Source organism: Arenibacter sp. F26102, from assembly GCF_023015865.1.
GTDB lineage: Bacteria > Bacteroidota > Bacteroidia > Flavobacteriales > Flavobacteriaceae > Arenibacter.
This window is the reverse complement of record NZ_JALKBC010000001.1, coordinates 275,170-290,338: the sequence shown is the minus strand read 5'-3', so window position 1 is coordinate 290,338 and position 15,169 is coordinate 275,170. Positions and strand designations below refer to the sequence as shown.

11 protein-coding genes are annotated in these 15,169 nt (G+C 38.0%); 6 read left to right on the top strand and 5 right to left on the bottom strand.

All coding sequences use genetic code 11. From position 1 onward, the window contains the following. Position 1: 1 nt before the first annotated feature. A complete protein-coding gene (locus MWU78_RS01195; RefSeq protein ID WP_246994197.1) occupies positions 2-445 on the bottom strand; it encodes a DinB family protein in 444 nt (147 codons plus the stop codon). Between the two features lie 11 nt (positions 446-456). Beyond that, on the bottom strand, positions 457-1,446 hold the full coding sequence (locus MWU78_RS01190; protein WP_246994195.1) for a sugar phosphate isomerase/epimerase family protein: 990 nt from the start codon (positions 1,444-1,446) through the stop codon (positions 457-459). A gap of 135 nt (positions 1,447-1,581) precedes the next feature. On the opposite strand from MWU78_RS01190, the gene MWU78_RS01185 reads away from it, so the two are divergent. The 3 genes from MWU78_RS01185 to MWU78_RS01175 all read left to right on the top strand — a co-directional run bounded on the left by MWU78_RS01185 (position 1,582) and on the right by MWU78_RS01175 (position 4,951). After that, positions 1,582-3,294 carry a GMC family oxidoreductase gene (locus tag MWU78_RS01185; RefSeq protein WP_246994193.1) on the top strand — a complete coding sequence of 571 codons (1,713 nt, stop codon included), beginning with the start codon at positions 1,582-1,584 and terminating at the stop codon, positions 3,292-3,294. Then, positions 3,294-3,941 carry a gluconate 2-dehydrogenase subunit 3 family protein gene (locus MWU78_RS01180; RefSeq protein ID WP_246994191.1) on the top strand — a complete coding sequence of 216 codons (648 nt, stop codon included), beginning with the start codon at positions 3,294-3,296 and terminating at the stop codon, positions 3,939-3,941. The genes MWU78_RS01185 and MWU78_RS01180 overlap by 1 nt, the downstream gene beginning before the upstream one ends. 95 nt (positions 3,942-4,036) lie before the next feature. Further along, on the top strand, positions 4,037-4,951 hold the full coding sequence (locus tag MWU78_RS01175; protein ID WP_246994189.1) for a TIM barrel protein: 915 nt from the start codon (positions 4,037-4,039) through the stop codon (positions 4,949-4,951). Positions 4,952-5,435: 484 nt separating this feature from the next. Here MWU78_RS01175 and MWU78_RS01170 read toward each other — a convergent pair whose 3' ends face one another. Then, positions 5,436-7,910 (bottom strand): ribonucleoside-diphosphate reductase subunit alpha, encoded by a 2,475-nt coding sequence (locus MWU78_RS01170; protein WP_246994187.1) that lies wholly within the window; start codon positions 7,908-7,910, stop codon positions 5,436-5,438. A gap of 132 nt (positions 7,911-8,042) precedes the next feature. Then, on the bottom strand, positions 8,043-9,032 hold the full coding sequence (locus tag MWU78_RS01165) for a ribonucleotide-diphosphate reductase subunit beta (RefSeq protein WP_187582181.1): 990 nt from the start codon (positions 9,030-9,032) through the stop codon (positions 8,043-8,045). Between the two features lie 2,101 nt (positions 9,033-11,133). Here MWU78_RS01165 and MWU78_RS01160 point away from each other — a divergent pair. Together MWU78_RS01160 and MWU78_RS01155 are read left to right on the top strand one after the other, a co-directional pair. Then, positions 11,134-11,868 (top strand): LytTR family DNA-binding domain-containing protein, encoded by a 735-nt coding sequence (locus tag MWU78_RS01160; protein ID WP_246994185.1) that lies wholly within the window; start codon positions 11,134-11,136, stop codon positions 11,866-11,868. 14 nt (positions 11,869-11,882) lie between these two features. Next, positions 11,883-13,862 (top strand): tetratricopeptide repeat protein, encoded by a 1,980-nt coding sequence (locus MWU78_RS01155; RefSeq protein WP_246994183.1) that lies wholly within the window; start codon positions 11,883-11,885, stop codon positions 13,860-13,862. On the opposite strand, the gene MWU78_RS01150 is transcribed toward MWU78_RS01155, so the two are convergent. Beyond that, positions 13,852-14,424, bottom strand: a complete 573-nt coding sequence (locus MWU78_RS01150; RefSeq protein ID WP_246994181.1) for a DUF3109 family protein — start codon at positions 14,422-14,424, stop codon at positions 13,852-13,854. The two genes, MWU78_RS01155 and MWU78_RS01150, sit on opposite strands and share 11 nt — an antisense overlap. A gap of 152 nt (positions 14,425-14,576) precedes the next feature. On the opposite strand from MWU78_RS01150, the gene MWU78_RS01145 reads away from it, so the two are divergent. Continuing rightward, positions 14,577-15,155, top strand: a complete 579-nt coding sequence (locus MWU78_RS01145; RefSeq protein ID WP_246994179.1) for a MarC family protein — start codon at positions 14,577-14,579, stop codon at positions 15,153-15,155. The last annotated feature ends 14 nt before the right edge of the window (positions 15,156-15,169 follow it).

Here is a 15,169-nt window from a genome sequence, read left to right as displayed (position 1 = left end):
TTTATCGCTTATAAAAAGCATAATCCAGGACCAAAGGTTCTATAGCGTTGTTTCTAAAATCAACGGAAATTTGGGCCCTATGATGGGTAGAATGGTTTATGATGTGAAACAACATGTCCTGAATAGTATTGGTAAACAACCTACCTTGGGTATTCTCATAATCCAATCGCTTTTCAAAACTATCCGCATTGGTGATTATCTCAAATGAGCTTCTTTGATTTTCATAATGTATGTCTCCCCAATCCTTTAGTGATTGTAACTGAAAAACGTCATATTCTATCTTTTTACAAAGAATTCTAGCATTCCATATGTGATGGGCATTTAAGATATGACTGAAGAGCTCCGTTGTTCTTTCCGGAACATTATCCAGCTTTTGACACTCTTCAATCAATTTCTTATTGCAGTAGAAGTTATAATCGAACAGCTGATTGAAAAAAGCCTTCATAGGACAGAATACTATTTAAGTTCTTTACCAGCTTTTATCAATAAATCCCTGGTGGCCAGAATTCCTTCTTCCTCACCTAAAATACTTCCTTCGTACTCTACACCAATATACCCGGTATAACCAGCGTCCTTAACTATTTTGAGTATTCTTGGATAATCCAACTTAGTTTCATTGCCTTCCTCATCAAAATCATGGGATTTAGCACTTACCGCCTTGGCATATGGCATTAATTCCGCTATGCCCTTATAATTGTCGTATTCCTGAGCACAGCCATCTTCGGATCTTGTTATGCAGAAGTTTCCAAAATCCGGAAGGGTTCCACAATTATCCATATTTACAGCTTTCATGACTTCTGCATGCAATTCTCCATTGGAAGACAATCCCCCATGGTTTTCGACCAAAACATTTATATTCTTGCCCTTGGCATAAGTTGCCAACTTGGTAAGTCCGTCCACGGCATTCACTTTCCATTCTTCGGGAACGCTACTTCCGGTCAGGTTTACCCGAATTGCATGGCATCCCATCGCCGCAGCTGCATCCACCCATTTCTTATGTTTTTCGACAGTTTCATTTCTTTCCTTTTCATCGTTGACCGCCAAATTCCCTTGGCCATCAATCATGATCAACACATTCTTTAACCCATACTTTTTGGCTTCAGCATTTGATTTCTCTACAAAAGCAGCCATGGCCTCCTCGGAATAGTTCGCATTCTCCAACTCAGGGTTATATAGTTGACTAACGTACTCCAATCCAGTAAAACCCCATTTCTTTGCTTTTTCCGCAAATGAATATGGATCAACGCTATCATTGCGTATCATTTTATGGATGGACCATTGGGCCAATGACAACTTAAAAAAAGGTTCCGCATCTTTCAAGGAAACCTCGGAAGTCTCCACATCTTTGGCTTGCTCCTTGGGGGCTTCCTTACAAGAAAAAACAGACATTGAAAAGGCGACCAAAACTACCGCAATTCCCTTAATTTTTAAATTTTTACACTTCATATTACCTTTCGGGATTAAATCCAAGAATTAACAATTACTATAACGTTATAGTGCTATTGTATTAATAAATATAGGGTTTAAATGTAGAAAATTAATTTTATATTTAATAAATTTATTAAATAAACAATTTCATAAATGAGCAATATTTTTAACAATGAAGTGCAGGATTCTTATGATGCAATTGTCGTAGGCACAGGGATTAGCGGAGGCTGGGCCGCCAAAGAATTATGTGAAAAAGGACTTAAAACCCTAGTTTTGGAACGTGGAAGAATGATAAAACACATCGAAGACTACGAGACTGCCAATATGGATCCATGGGACTTTCCGAATGCCGGAAAACCCACCAGGGCAGATATTGAAAAACAACCCAAACAGAACAGAACGGGATATACCACGAATGCAGCGAGTAAAATGTGGTTTGTAAATGATTTGGAACATCCCTATAACGAAATAAGGCGCTTTGATTGGATGAGAGGTTACCACTTAGGTGGGCGTTCATTACAATGGGGTCGTCAAAGTTACCGTTGGAGCGACATCGATTTTACGGCCAACCTAAAAGATGGCATTGCAGTTGATTGGCCCGTCCGGTATAAGGATATTGCCCCTTGGTACTCAAAAGTGGAAAATTATATTGGTGTTAGTGGAGAGGCACTTAACCTACCTCAGTTGCCCGACAGTGATTTTTTGCCCCCCATGGAAATGAATTGTGTGGAAGAACATTTTAAGAATAAAGTAACGGATGGTTTCGACGACCGCGCTGTTACCATAGGTAGAGTGGCGCACATTACCGGAACTAAAAATTTTGACGGACGATCCAAATGTCAATACAGAAACCGCTGTATCAGAGGATGTCCTTTTGGAGCTTATTTCAGCAGTTTGTCATCCACCCTACCCGCCGCAGAAGCAACGGGAAATATGACTTTACGCACAGACTCAATTGTTCATGAAGTTATATACGACCCCAATACCAAGAAAGCTACAGGGGTAAAGGTGATAGACAGGTTGACCAAGGAAACATTTGAATTTAAAGCTAAGGTAATTTTCTTATGTGCCTCCTCCATTGCTTCCACTGCCATATTAATGCAATCCAAATCTGACCGATTCCCTAATGGTTTGGGCAATGATTCAGATCAATTGGGCCGCAATATTATGGATCACCATCTAGGTGTAGGTGCTTCCGGTAAATTCGATGGCTTCGAAGACAAATATTACAAGGGCAGAAGACCTAATGGCATTTATATTCCAAGATTTAGAAACCTTGGAGGAGCTTCCGATAGAAAGGATTACAAACGTGGATTCGGTTACCAAGGTGGAGCCAGTAGAGGCGATTGGGAAGAAACGGTTGCAGAGCTCTCTTACGGGAAAGACCTTAAGGAAAATATTCTTAAACCTGGTGGCTGGAGAATGGGTATCGGTGGATTTGGCGAGGTGCTCCCATATGAAGATAACAGAATGACATTGGATTACGAAAAATTAGATGGCTGGGGGCTACCCACAGTAACCTTTGATGCCGATCTACAGGAAAACGAATTCAACATGCGAAAAGACATGCAACAATCTGCGGTAGAAATGCTGGAAAAGGCCGGATTACGCGATGTTGAAGGGCATGATGGACCAACCGGTTTAGGCCTGGGCATTCACGAAATGGGTACTGCCAGAATGGGGCGTAGCAGAAAAACCTCCGTGCTTAATGGAAACAACCAATTGCATGACGTTCCTAATGTTTACGTAACGGATGGATCATTTATGACCTCGGCCAGTTGCGTTAACCCATCATTGACTTATATGGCCTTCACCGCCAGGGCCGCCGACCATGCGGTTAAAGAACTTAAAAAAGGAAATATATAATGGATAGAAGAAAAGCACTTAAAAATATGGGGCTGGCGTTAGGTTACACCGTTGCCACCCCAACCCTGATCAGCATCGTTCAAAGTTGTAAAAAAGACGCTGCGATGGTATGGACCCCAGACTTTTTATCGCCTGCGGAAGGATCTGTTTTAACCCATTTGGTAGATATTATACTTCCAAAAACCGATACTCCTTCTGCCTCCGAGGTACAGGTACATATCTTCATAGATCGTTTTGCCGATCAGGTAATGGAAAAAGAACAACAAGATCTGCTGAAAATGACCATGGGAAAATTCATGGACAAAGCTTTGCAGGATTCGGGCAAGAAGGAGATAGGGGATTTAACCCCAAAAGAACTGGAACCGGTCATGGCCAATGCCTTAAAAATTTCGAAAGAAGATGAGGTTAAACATTTTAAGGCAATAAGCGCTTATACGGAAGCTGTAAAAACAGGTAAAACAGCCACCATGGATGATGAAGTTTCAAGATTTGCATTCGCCAATAATTTAAGAGGACTGACTATTTGGGGCTATAAGTCATCCGAATTTGTCGGGGAGAATGTATTAAGCTATTTGCCAGTACCAGGTGAATTCATAGCTTGCGGTGACCTCCAAGAATTAACAGGGGGAAAGGCCTGGTCACTATAAATTATAATTAAAGACTAAGCTAATAGGACCAATTGGCCAATTGGTCCTATTAGCTTTATTTTATAACAATATTCCAACCATATCCAAAAATGAAAATGAAAAGAAGAGATTTTATACAAAAAACAGCCCTTACCAGTAGTGCCGTAGCATTGGGAGGATCCCTGGCCTATGGCGCCAAACCACTAATGAAAGCTAAACATTCTTTCAACTTAAAATATGCCCCTCATTTTGGGATGTTTAAAAACCTTGCCGGTGATGATCTTATTGACCAAATAAACTTTATGGCGGACCAAGGGTTTACAGCATTTGAAGACAACGGCATGATGGGGAGGGACGTAGCAATGCAGACCAAAATAGGTGAAACCTTGGCCAAACGGAATATGACCATGGGTGTATTTGTAGTGGACAAAGGAGGTAATATGGCCAACACCCTTGCTGCCGGCAAGCAGGAATACATAGATATCTTTTTGGACGGCTGCAGGAGAGCCGTAGATGTAGCCAAACGCGTCAATGCCAAATGGATGACCGTTGTACCAGGGGGGTTCGAAAGAAAACTGCCAATCGGTATTCAGGATGGCAATGTAATTGAGGCGTTAAAGCGAGGTGCAGAAATATTAGAGCCGCATGGCCTTGTAATGGTTCTTGAACCTTTATCCGATTCACCTGATCTATACTTACAAAATTCAGATCAAACCTATATGATATGTAAAGGTGTAAACAGTCCTTCCTGTAAGATATTGTTTGACATTTACCATATGCAGAAAACTGAAGGACATTTAATCCACAATATGGAACTTACTTGGGATGAAATAGACTATATCCAAATAGGGGACAATCCAGGCAGAAAAGAACCCACTACCGGGGAAATTAATTATAAAAATGTCTTCAAGTTTATCCATAACAAAGGGTTTAAAGGAGTCCTGGGCATGGAACATGGTAATTCCAAACCGGACAAGGAAGGGGAATTGGCGGTAATAAACGCCTATAAGTCCGAGGATAATTTTTTGTAATCCCTTAACCTTCCCTGGCCTCTAATCCAGAAGTTTAACGTTACATTTAGAAAGTTTCCATCTTGCTTTTCCGTCATAAGGGCAAGATGGAACTTTACATTTACACCATAGCAATTTACCTTATATTATTCATCCTTGGTCGAATAATATATCACCATCATTTTAAAAAATGACAAGGGTGCATTATGCTAAAATATTGTTTTTGAGATTGTTATAGTCCATTTTCCGGTTTTTCCCGTATATAATTTAATAACCCATTCAATAAGAGGGCAAAATGGACGAGCACATCACAATTCTGGTAATTTATTGTATAGCGTTCCTATGTGCGTTTATACTAAAACCCTACATATCCAATAGATAGGCAGCCCATAAATAGATGGAAGAACAACCATTTATACTATTCCTTTCACAATATGGAACAAAAAATCCCCAAAGATTACCTTCGGGGATTTTTTTATTGATCAATTCTTGAGATAAAAGCCCTTTAGGAGCCACACATTAAACAATCGTCATCTGCCTGGCCTTCCTTAGACCTGGCGATCAATTCCTTCATTTCAGCCGCTGTCATTGGCTGAACGTCCACCTCCTGTTGTGTAGCTGAAGTTGCTTCAACCTTAATGGACTTGGTTACTTCTGGAGCCACTATACTTACCTCCATTGGAGCCTCAGCCACAGGCACCTCCTGTTTCTTTGTATTGTCCAAAGTAAATTTAATAGCGTCTGCAGCAGCTTTAGTCCTTAAATAGTACATTCCTGTTTTAAGCCCACTCTTCCATGCATAAAAATGCATAGATGTTAACTTGGAATAATTGGCGTTCTCCATAAACAAGTTTAAGGACTGGCTCTGGTCTATAAAATAACCACGTTGTCTGGACATATCAATAATATCCTTCATGCTTAATTCCCAAACCGTTTTATACAACTCCTTAATATCATCAGGTATATTATCAATATGTTGTACGGAACCGTTTGCACGCATTAATTCCTGCTTCATATTTTCGTTCCAAAGGCCAAGACCTACCAAATCTTCCAATAAGTGTTTATTTACAACTATAAACTCCCCGGATAAAACTCTACGTGTGTATATATTGGAAGTATAAGGCTCAAAGCATTCATTATTACCTAATATTTGCGACGTAGAGGCCGTAGGCATAGGAGCTACCAATAAGGAATTACGGACTCCGTTCTTTTTTACTTCTTTACGCAATTTTGCCCAATCCCATCTACCGGACAACTCTTCATCTTTTACGCCCCACAAATTGTGTTGAAATTCTCCTTTGGATATTGGGGAACCTTCATAAGTTGAGTAAACCCCCTCTTCTTTTGCCAATTCCATGGAAGCCGTAACAGCAGCAAAATACAAAGTCTCGAATATCTCTTGGTTCAATTCCTTGGCAGCATCGCTTGTGAAAGGTAATCTCAACATAATAAACGCATCGGCCAAACCTTGAACCCCTAAGCCCACAGGCCTATGGCGCATATTGGAATTTTCGGCCTCCTTGATCGGATAATAATTTCTGTCTATTACCTTATTTAAATTTTTGGTAACCCGTTTTGTGACCCTAAACAACTCCTTGTGATCAAACTCCCCATTCTTAATAAACATCGGAAGCGCAATGGAAGCTAAATTACAAACAGCCACCTCATCAGGTGAAGTATATTCCATTATTTCGGTACAAAGGTTGGAGGAGCGAATAGTACCCAAATTTTGTTGGTTACTCTTCCTATTGGCAGCATCCTTGTAAAGCATGTACGGAGTACCCGTTTCTATTTGGGATTCCAAAATTTTCTCCCAAAGTTCTCTGGCCTTAACCGTTTTACGCCCCTTGTTTTCAGCTTCGTATTTATTATACAATTTCTCGAATTCCTCACTGTGATGGTTAAAAAGTCCAGGACATTCGTTAGGACACATCAATGTCCAATTCTCATTGGCCTCTACCCTTTTCATGAACAAATCTGGAATCCACATGGCATAAAACAGGTCCCTCGCCCTCATTTCTTCCTTTCCATGATTTTTCTTTAGATCAAGAAATTCATATATATCCGCATGCCATGGCTCAACATAAATGGCAAAACTACCTTTGCGCTTTCCACCGCCTTGATCCACGTACCTTGCCGTATCGTTAAAGACCTGTAGCATTGGTACTATACCATTGGAGGTGCCATTGGTCCCTGCAATATAGGAGCCTGTGGCCCTAACATTGTGAATAGACAGTCCAATTCCCCCAGCGGATTGCGAGATTTTTGCTGTTTGTTTAAGTGTATCATAAATTCCGTCAATACTGTCGTCTTTCATTGCCAATAAAAAACAGGAAGACATTTGAGGTTTTGGGGTACCTGAATTAAATAAGGTGGGCGTTGCGTGGGTAAAATATTTTTTGGACATCAACTCATAGGTCTCCAAGGCCGAATCCAAATCGTTTAGGTGAATTCCCAGGGAAACCCTCATTAGCATATGCTGTGGTCTTTCTGCAATCTTCCCATTAAGTTTTAAAAGATAGGAACGTTCCAAAGTTTTAAATCCGAAATAATCGTAGCCAAAATCCCGGTTATAAATAATGGTAGAGTCCAATCTATCCGCATTCTCAGAAACCACATTGTAAACCTCATCGGATAACAAAGGCGCTTTTTTACCTGTTCTAGGATTTACGTATTCATATAAATCCTTCATGGTTTCTGAAAAGGATTTCTTGGTATTTTTATGAAGGTTGGAAACGGAGATACGAGCGGCCAACTTGGCATAATCAGGGTGTGAGGTGGTCATTGTTGCCGCAATCTCAGCCGCCAAATTATCTAGCTCAGATGTGGTTACCCCATCATACAGCCCTTCAATTACGCGCATGGCAACTTTTAAAGGATCAACCAGATCGTTTAGGCCATAACACAATTTTCTTACTCTAGCTGTGATCTTATCGAACATCATCAGCTCTTTTCTGCCATCTCTTTTTACTACATACATGTTGCTACAATTTTTTTAAATGATACATAAGTCTGGGTTATGGGGCAATATGTTAAAAACGTTAACATATCAATCTCGTCGCATAAAAATCCCCTTATAACCCAAAGGGGATTTAAATAATACCATTATATCTTAAAAATCCGCGTCGAAGCTGATTTTCTGCGAATCGTCGTCCTTATCCTTGTTGTTCGAGACCCCGGCCTTTTGATATTCAGCCACTCTTTTCTCAAAGAAATTGGTTTTACCTTGCAGGGAAATCATGTCCATAAAGTCGAACGGATTGGTTGAATTGTAAACTTTGTCACATTCCAACTCCACCAACAAACGGTCCGTTACAAACTCCAGGTATTGTGTCATCAACTTAGAGTTCATTCCTATTAAACTTGCAGGAAGTGATTCTGTGATAAATTCCCTTTCAATATTTAAAGCGTTTACCAAAATTTCGGTTATACGTGCCTTAGGAACCTTGTTAATAAGATGTTTGTTATGAAGATGAACTGCATAATCACAATGCATCCCCTCATCCCTTGATATTAATTCATTGGAAAATGTAAGACCTGGCATCAAGCCTCTTTTCTTTAACCAAAAAATAGAACAAAACGCACCAGAGAAGAAAATACCTTCTACGGCGGCAAATGCAATAAGCCTTTCTGCAAAACTCGGCGAATCTATCCATTTTAAGGCCCAATCAGCCTTTTTCTTAATGGCCGGAAAATTCTCAATAGCGTTAAAAAGTAAATCCTTTTCCTTTTCATCCTTTACATAAGTATCGATAAGCAGGGAATAGGTTTCAGAATGAATGTTTTCCATCATAATCTGAAAACCATAGAAAAACTTCGCCTCTGCATATTGCACTTCACTTACAAAATTTTCAGCTAGGTTTTCGTTCACAATGCCATCCGAAGCAGCAAAAAAAGCTAGAATATGTTTTATAAAATAGCGCTCATCACTATTCAACTTATTGTTCCAATCGTTAAGATCTGTATGCAGATCAATTTCTTCGGCAGTCCAAAAACTAGCCTCACATTTTTTGTACCAATCCCATAAATCATGATGTTTTATAGGAAAAATAACAAATCGGTTAAGGTTTTCTTTCAGAATCGGCTCAATAGCTGCTGACATATCTTATTTAGATTTATAGGGTTTCTTACACTAAGGCGAAAATTTGCCCTCGATTGGAGATAACAAAGATTGCAAAATACCCCCAATAACTAAAGCTTAATAAGCATTATTAACCACAAAGTTTTTAACACAAAATGTTGAAATGTATGTTCGCAAGTGATGTTCATTACCTTTTATGGAACAAAGGCTATTCTAAATAATTACATCTGTTAGGTTCAAAAAAATAGCACTAAAAAAATAAACCAAAAAGTATATAAAAACATACTATTTGGTTTATGTTTACGCATACCTACTCACACCCATAGGTTTGGATGAAAAGGCATCCAGTTATCACCAATTCATGTTGCCAAATTAAATTTAAAAACTAAAGGGACACTGCTGCCAAAATCATAAATACGGAAATCGCTATCATAGCCAAAAAAACTACGCTTATAGCTTTAATATTAGTAGTAAACATATTTGTGGAGTTAGAGTTAATATATTAAATCGAGTTTTGTTTTAATCCTCCCAATGGTTTTAATGCAATGGGAATTACAATGTTTATGCTGTTCCTTTGTAGGACCATACAAATTTCCTTTTGTGATAAGTAAATTAGGCCATTAACAAAAAAACAAATTTATTGTAGGGAACTCGAAGAACATGCCTTATATGTAACAAAGTATGCAAGAAATGTAACATTATGTAGAAAATTACCGATCCACCCCATAAGTTGTGTGTGAATTAGAGAAAGATGGAATAGGCTATCCCAGCACCTTCTAAATATTCATTCTTCTGGTAAAACCTTGTGAATAGAAGATCTATATCGGAATAATTCTCTACGTTATTTTTTACATTCATCAACACTTTTCCGCCTTTGTTAATGGCAATAAGCTGTCACACACCCTACTCATACACATGTTTAAAGCATTTGACATTAAAAAGCCATCTCATGGCGCTCTGTCGCAATCCATAGATATCCTATACTGCCCTGGGTAATTGATATAGCACTGTTCCGCGAAAGTCCATCCTGTACGGAGAGTTGTCCAAAGTTAATCTAGGGTTGAGATAAGGCAGTAAAAATGGTACTGAGGTATATTGCTCCCAACAAAATAAGTCCCAATAGTGGTGTAGTAATGTTTTTGCCCAAAATCATCCATTTCAGTTACAATACTCTATAACAAGATAAGATTGATCCAAGAAGAAATCAATCCAACCTTATCATTGCTGCTGTCAATGCAATTATATCAGAGGTCAAGAACCAAAGAAAATTTGTAATTCTTGATTAAAAATAAAGATGCAGATGGTCTATCAGTGGTCCATAACAATAAAAAAACTACCAAATAAAGTGCGATCCAACCGATGAAATGAGGTTATGAATTACGAGAATCGGATTCACACGTTTAGGTAGTTCCCCCGAAACCTAAATACTATGCGAATTCCAAAACCTTACAAGTTGATTGCGTTTTTCAAACTTACATTTACATCCTTCGGATTGTTTTCAACAATGACATGTTCATATTTAAAACTTTATCCTACAGGACCGCACTTTTTTTGGCAGTTAATTTTACTTATTTATTGCTTTGGCCATTGATTAATATTATATTTTACCTTCGTGTAAGGATAATTTACGCTAGTCACTAATATCTTCTATCAACCCCCGCCTTATATTCTACTAGGGGTCTATTCATATTCGTATCTATCTTATGTTCCACCAAATTGCTATCTAAGGAAGTTGTGTTCTTATTATCCGTTTTTACAGCGACAATAAGAACTAAAACTAAAACGATAAAAAAAACTATACATTTATTCATCACTAGGTTTTTTATGCACTTCAGATTATGAATAATCATTTACATTGAAAATAATTATGTTGACCAAATGTAGTAGAAATGCATAATTGGATGGTGCCTAATTGTGTAAATGGTAAATTATCCTGTATAAATGACATTGATCAAATTGGAAATTCCTCTTCATCATTTCTTCATTTAACGATAACACTTATTCCATTTAGGTCCAATCTTAATCCATTTAACACCAACCATACTCAATTCAATTCCATTGACACAAAATGTTAGAAGCTTAATAAACATTAGTTTTAATTTTGAGTATCTTTCCTAAACATATGTTAGAAGCAGTATTAGTAGACGATGAAATTAAGGCCCTCCAGAGTCTTTCTTGGGAGTTGACCAACTTTAGTGATGAAATCAAGGTAGTTGCCTCTTTTACTGACCCTATTGAGGCATTAAAATATTTGGAACAACACCCTCCGGATTGTTTGTTCTTGGATATTGAAATGCCCACAATGGATGGTTTTCAATTTATTCAGAAACTACAGAACAAAGAATTTCCAGTGGTCATCACTACTGCCTATAATCAATATGCTATAAAGGCCCTTAAAAATGAGGCCATAGACTATCTTCTGAAACCCATAGACACGGATGATTTAAATGACACTATTGCCAAAATAAAAAAGTTCAACAACAAGAATTATACTGCGGAAAAACTGGAAAAAATATTATTGAAGTTCAATTCAGATTCACTTCAAAAAAAAATTACTATCAATACAGACGGGAAATTATTATTTTTACAAAGTGATGAAATTCTTTTTGCGGAATCCGACGGAAATTACAGTACGTTATTTTTAAGCGATGGACAAAAAATTTTGCTTACCAAAAAATTAAAGGAAGTAAATCAAATACTGCCGAAGGATACTTTTTTTAGAATTCACAATTCCTTTATCATCAATCTAAATAAAATAAAGGAATTTCTTAAAACAGATGGTTATGTCATTTTGCAGTCCAACCATAAAATCCCTGTTTCAAGACAAAAAAAATCCGACTTTTTAGATTTAATATAATCTAGCAACATATCATGAGTTTTCCCTCCAGCATTTTTTTATTTATACGGAGATTTTTATTCCCAAAATCGGGGAAATTCCTTTTTTTTTTAATTCTTGCCTTAATTTCTGCTACCAAAGTCATTTCACAGGAGGTTACAGAAGACTTTAAAAGAGTAACGGATAGTCTAATAAATGCTGCCCCAAAAACTTACAAGGATTTGGATTCTATATTAAATTCCAAAAGAAGCGACACTATTTATATGCGCTACTTTAATAATGAGGCCGCAAAAAAACAATATTTATCAGGACAATCATATGCTTTAAACCAGTTAGGTCGAAAGTACAGGGATATTTCACAATATACCAAGGCCGTTGCACTTCATCAAAAAGGGTTACAGGCGGCTATTGACGACAATAATCTGGAGTTCAGAGTCTTTAGCCTAAATATGTTGGGAGTGGTCTACAGGAGAAACGATTCCATTAAAATTGCATTGGACTATCATCAAGAGGCCTTGGAGCTGGCAGAGTCCGTCCCCAACCCCTCGAACGAACTCAAAAAAGGCATTAACGTATCCCTAAATAGCATTGGAAATCTCTATCTGACCCTTAAACAATATGAAATAGCCATTTCCCAATTTAAAAGGGCCATGGAATCGTCAAAAGAACTGGGCAACAAATTGGGACTGGCCATCAATTATCAGAATATTGGTGAATGTTTGGAATATAAGGGAGAGTTGGAGGAGGCGCTACATTACTACAGAACCTCCTTGGATTACAACAATGAAATTGAAAATGACAAGGGAAAAATTATTTGCAAAAACAGTATTGCCCAAATTTATTTAAAACAAAACAAATTGTATGAGGCAATTGAGATTCTTGAACCTAATCTCTTGGCCGCAGAGACGCTGGGCGATATGTCCATTATCACAGCCATCAACATTAATATGGGCTGGGCATTGATGGAGTTAAAGCAATACGACAAGGCAGAAGAATTCCTCACTTCTGGTTTGGAAATGTCCCAAAAACACCGCCTTCCCAGCTCCATTGCACAGGCCTATGCCTTCCTTTCCAAATTATTCACCTACAAGACAGATTATAAGAACGCCTTGGAGTATTACCAATTGGCGGAAAAATTTCACGAAGAAATCAATAGTGAGGTCAATCGCCGTTATATAAATGACTTGATCATTAAATATGAAACCGAAAAAAAAACCAATCAAATAGAGGCACTGGCCAGGGAAAACGAGTTTATCAACCTTCGGCTTCGCAAAAAAACCAATACCTTAATTATTGGCGCATTGGGTATGGCTCTTTTAACTTTTATATTGTATATCCTCTATAGGCAGAAAGAACTTAAGAACGAAAAACAGATACTTACCTTGGAACAAAGCATGTTGCGCAGCCAAATGAATCCACATTTTTTGTTCAATTCCTTGAATTCCATTAAGCTTTATATCATAAATAATGAAAAAAAGAATGCCGTGCACTACCTCAATAAATTCTCAAAATTGGTGCGGAAAATTCTGGAATCTTCTTCCTTGAAAGAAATTTCCTTGGCAGACGAATTGGAAACCATTGACCTGTACATGAACATTGAGAATATTAGATTTTCCAACGAAATAAATTTCAAAGTACGTGTGGAAGAACCCATAGATGAGCACACCGTTAAGATTCCTTCCCTAATTCTTCAACCATTTCTGGAAAATGCCCTGTGGCATGGTCTTTCCTCCAAAGAAGGGGAAAAAAATATACTACTCCATGTAAAGCGGGAAAACGATAAATTTATTCAAATAAGTATTACCGACAACGGCGTTGGGCGGGAAGCCTCGGAAAGAATAAAAGAAAGTAAAATTTTGAAACGAAAATCCATTGGTATAGATATCACTAAGGAAAGGCTGGCCAATTTCTCCAAAGATTTCGAAAATTCCTTTCAGGTAGAAATAATAGACCTTTATGACGTTAATAAGGTGGCATTGGGTACTAAAGTGGTACTACATATTCCTACCCATTAGTATGCTCCAACGCTATTTGTTCCAATTCGGCATACCATTTTTTCCCAAACTTGCGAATCAAGGCCTCCTTTACAAATTTATAAATGGGTACTTTAAGTTCATTTCCCAATGAACATGCTGGGTCGCAAATTTCCCATTTATGATAGTTAACTGCCGTAAGTTCCGAATACTCGCGTACGCGAATGGGATATAAATGACAGGATACAGGCTTTTTCCATTTTGTAACCCCTTGATTATAGGCTTCTTCGAGTCCACATTTGGTTATTCCCTTGTCGTCAAAAACCACATAGGCACATTCGCTACCATTTACCAATGGGGTTTCCCATTCGCCATCTTCACCACGAATAAAGGCTCCCTGCTTTTCTATTTCGGCAATACCTTCTGCCCGTAAGAATGGTTTTACCTTACTATAGATGTCCACCAAAATCTCTGTTTCCCTATCTTCAAGGGGTGCACCAGCCTCCCCATCAACACAGCAGGCCCCTTTACAGGCACTTAAATTACAAACGAAATCGTTTTCAATAATTTCCTCGGATACTATTGTTTTTCCCAGTTGGAACATACTATTTTATTAGGCAGCAAATATAATTCTTTAAGGGGATATATTTTCCCTTAATTAAATCCAAATACTCCTAATTAAACGTAAATTTGCCGCGTCTTAGGAGGAATGGGCAAAATAAACACCTTAAGGACTAAGATTATATTTATTAAGCTATGGAATTCAATTTTAATTTTAGGGAAATTGTTACTGCAAGTATGGTTCTTTTTGCCGTAATTGATATTATAGGGAGTATTCCTATCATCATAACACTAAGAAAGAAAGTAGGACACATACAATCTGGAAAAGCATCGATTGTTTCGGCCTGTATTATGGTGGCTTTCTTGTTTGTGGGAGAAGAAATCCTAAATCTCATAGGAATAGATGTCAACTCATTTGCCGTTGCGGGGGCTTTTGTAATTTTCTTTTTGGCGATAGAAATGATTTTGGGTATTACCCTTTATCGCGATGAACAACCGGAAAGCGCTTCCATTGTTCCAATCGCTTTTCCCTTAATTGCTGGTGCCGGTACGGTAACCACGCTACTTTCCTTAAGGGCGGAATACTACGTAGAGAATATCATTGTCGCCATTATAATAAATGTTATTTTTGTATACCTTGTCCTTAAATCTTCTAGTAAAATAGAGAAATTTTTGGGTAAAAACGGGCTCAATGTGATCCGAAAAATATTTGGTGTTATACTTTTGGCCATTGCGGTCAAACTATTTACCTCAAATATCAACCAGTTGTTTTAATCAATTAAGAAAGA

Coding starts and splice junctions, on each gene's coding strand:
- MWU78_RS01195 (WP_246994197.1), bottom strand. CDS start 445: ATGAAGGCTTTTTTCAATCAGCTGTTCGATTATAACTTCTACTGCAAT.
- MWU78_RS01190 (WP_246994195.1), bottom strand. CDS start 1,446: ATGAAGTGTAAAAATTTAAAAATTAAGGGAATTGCGGTAGTTTTGGTC.
- MWU78_RS01185 (WP_246994193.1), top strand. CDS start 1,582: ATGAGCAATATTTTTAACAATGAAGTGCAGGATTCTTATGATGCAATT.
- MWU78_RS01180 (WP_246994191.1), top strand. CDS start 3,294: ATGGATAGAAGAAAAGCACTTAAAAATATGGGGCTGGCGTTAGGTTAC.
- MWU78_RS01175 (WP_246994189.1), top strand. CDS start 4,037: ATGAAAAGAAGAGATTTTATACAAAAAACAGCCCTTACCAGTAGTGCC.
- MWU78_RS01170 (WP_246994187.1), bottom strand. CDS start 7,910: ATGTATGTAGTAAAAAGAGATGGCAGAAAAGAGCTGATGATGTTCGAT.
- MWU78_RS01165 (WP_187582181.1), bottom strand. CDS start 9,032: ATGTCAGCAGCTATTGAGCCGATTCTGAAAGAAAACCTTAACCGATTT.
- MWU78_RS01160 (WP_246994185.1), top strand. CDS start 11,134: ATGTTAGAAGCAGTATTAGTAGACGATGAAATTAAGGCCCTCCAGAGT.
- MWU78_RS01155 (WP_246994183.1), top strand. CDS start 11,883: ATGAGTTTTCCCTCCAGCATTTTTTTATTTATACGGAGATTTTTATTC.
- MWU78_RS01150 (WP_246994181.1), bottom strand. CDS start 14,424: ATGTTCCAACTGGGAAAAACAATAGTATCCGAGGAAATTATTGAAAAC.
- MWU78_RS01145 (WP_246994179.1), top strand. CDS start 14,577: ATGGAATTCAATTTTAATTTTAGGGAAATTGTTACTGCAAGTATGGTT.